Annotated in this window: 3 protein-coding genes and 2 pseudogenes; 4 read left to right on the top strand and 1 reads right to left on the bottom strand. The window is 54.8% G+C overall.

Annotated elements, in window-relative coordinates; genetic code table 11:
• Positions 1–82: 82 nt before the first annotated feature.
• The 4 genes and pseudogenes from BN1130_RS22380 to BN1130_RS16470 form a co-directional block, all read left to right on the top strand.
• Positions 83–196: pseudogene (locus tag BN1130_RS22380) on the top strand (IS5/IS1182 family transposase); the annotation flags it as partial.
• A gap of 111 nt (positions 197–307) precedes the next feature.
• On the top strand, positions 308–589 hold the full coding sequence (locus BN1130_RS16480) for a type II toxin-antitoxin system RelE/ParE family toxin (protein ID WP_042043297.1): 282 nt from the start codon (positions 308–310) through the stop codon (positions 587–589).
• Positions 590–599: 10 nt separating this feature from the next.
• Complete coding sequence (locus tag BN1130_RS16475; RefSeq protein WP_042043295.1) at positions 600–905, top strand: HigA family addiction module antitoxin; 306 nt, start codon at positions 600–602, stop codon at positions 903–905.
• Positions 906–956: 51 nt separating this feature from the next.
• Positions 957–1295, top strand: a pseudogene (locus BN1130_RS16470) (DUF2931 family protein); the annotation flags it as partial.
• Positions 1296–1623: 328 nt separating this feature from the next.
• Here BN1130_RS16470 and BN1130_RS16465 read toward each other — a convergent pair.
• Positions 1624–1914, bottom strand: coding sequence for a helix-turn-helix domain-containing protein (locus BN1130_RS16465; RefSeq protein ID WP_084218241.1), 291 nt, complete (start codon positions 1912–1914; stop codon positions 1624–1626).
• Positions 1915–2007: the final 93 nt, after the last annotated feature.

The raw sequence follows: 2007 nt of genomic DNA, 5'->3' as shown, positions 1-2007 counted from the left end.
ACTTGAGGGGGATGGTGGTGCTCAGATCACTGGGTTTTCAATTAGTTCCATTCAAGCTGCATCGATTTAGGAAACAACGCCCTTTTTGCATCTGAAGCAATGGCGAGGAATAGCGACAAGATACGCCAAAAATACGAGCTCGTTCGTGGCTGCGGTGCAGATCCGCTGCATGTACTTGTGGGCCGCCGTCTCATGACGACAGCCCCTAGATGGAACCTCTCATACCGCAGCCTGCTTGCCTTGTGTATCTCTATGCGATACACTTCGCCCATAATGAACAGAGGCGACAAGAAAGGACCCCTTTGCAATGATCGTGAGCTTCAAACACAAAGGGCTAGAGGACTTCTACACCACCGGTACCACAAGGGGGATCCAACCTGCACACGGCGCCAAACTGAAACGGATATTGGCGCTGCTTGATGTGGCGGCGATCCCTGTTGACATGGACTTACCTGGTTACAGGTTGCACGAATTAAAAGGTAAACTGAAAGGGTACTGGTCGGTCACGGTTAACGGCAACTGGCGGGTCACGTTCCGTTTCCTGAATAACCGAGACGTCGAGCTCGTCAATTACTTGGACTACCACTAGGAGCATGGCCATGATGCACAATCCTCCCCACCCCGGCGAACTGCTGGGAGAAGACGTGATAAAGGCGCTGGGCCTGAAAATTGCCGAGGTCGCCCGCCGCTTGGGTGTGTCGCGAGTCTCGCTGTCGCGGGTCGTGAACGGCCATGCCGCGCTGAGCCCGGAGCTGGCGCATCGCTTAGAACTGGCCGGTGTCGGTACGGCGCGAGCTTGGTTGGCGATGCAGGTCAATTACGATTTGGCCTCAGTACAGCAACAACCCCACCCCACAGTCCGAGCGTTGAGTTCGCAACCAGACCATCAAAAGAGCGCAGTATAGTGGGCTTGATATCGATGGTAACTCCGGTTGCAACGGAGCTGGCTTGTGTAGCGCCAGGTCTATTTGGTTGATGGACGTTATGACCGCCGTCGCTGGCTCTATTTTGGCTTGGCCCCTGGTGGCTATTTTGAGGTGGTGTTGAAAGGCGGGACATTGCAGCTAAAACCCGATCTACTGCTCACCCGTGGTATTGCCGAAGAGGTGACCGATGATTGGCGAGATAAGGCTATTCCGCTACCAAAGCAGTATGAAAAGCGTTGGTCTGGATTCGACAAGGAATATGGCGAGCTATTCAAGCAACACCCTGTTCCTCTCGGTATGGATTGGGCCCCGATCATGAACGCTTACCGCGCCGCACAGCCCAAGACGGATACTCAGCCGATTAAGTAAGATCGGCCCTCCCAGAGGGTGATTGAAGAGGTCTCAATGAAGCAGTACCAAAACTGGCTGGCCCAGTATCTGATCTGCCGTCGCGATGGTGACCATGCCATGGCCGCACAGAATTGGCCGAGAGTATCTGTGGTTTCTGGCAGGCCAGAGGCGATAAGGCTGAGCATACCAAGTGGCAGAAGGTCTATCAGGATCACCGACAGAAAACCACCTGACAGGCAAGGCTCATGGCCAGGGAAGGCGCCGCATCAGCTTTATGCCCGTCAGGTGGCTGCATAGCATAATAGACCGGCTGACAAGATGGCAGCGGTTTATCTGTAACACCCCCTCAATCGGTCAACGCTTTGTAGACTGTCGAACGGCCGATGTTCAACTGTTTGGCAATCTCTGTCGCTCCCACTCCCTGCTCACGAAGAAGCCGAACCTTGGCTTTGTCTACGGTGGGCTTGCGCCCGAACTTGACCCCCTTGGCCTTGGCTTCCTGGCGGCCTTCGTTGGTTCGTTCCAGGATCCGCAGGCGTTCAGCCTGAGCTACAGCAGAAAGGATGGTGACCACCATTTTGCCCATGGTGCCTTCGGTGCTGATCGGCGTTGTTGCCCAAATCAGCCAGCAAATCATGATTTCCCCAGCCCCAAGTGACCGTTACACTCGGGGCTTTCTGACAGGCAGACCAAGGGTGTTCAGTTTGTTTATCGCGCTCACATACGCCAT

Origin of the sequence: Aeromonas rivuli (genome assembly GCF_000820045.1) — a bacterium.
In the GTDB taxonomy this organism is placed as follows: domain Bacteria; phylum Pseudomonadota; class Gammaproteobacteria; order Enterobacterales; family Aeromonadaceae; genus Aeromonas; species Aeromonas rivuli.
The sequence above is the reverse complement of the archived record's forward strand: the minus strand, read 5'-3'. Positions and strand labels throughout refer to the sequence as shown.

Coding starts and splice junctions, on each gene's coding strand:
- BN1130_RS16480 (WP_042043297.1), top strand. CDS start 308: ATGATCGTGAGCTTCAAACACAAAGGGCTAGAGGACTTCTACACCACC.
- BN1130_RS16475 (WP_042043295.1), top strand. CDS start 600: ATGATGCACAATCCTCCCCACCCCGGCGAACTGCTGGGAGAAGACGTG.
- BN1130_RS16465 (WP_084218241.1), bottom strand. CDS start 1,914: ATGATTTGCTGGCTGATTTGGGCAACAACGCCGATCAGCACCGAAGGC.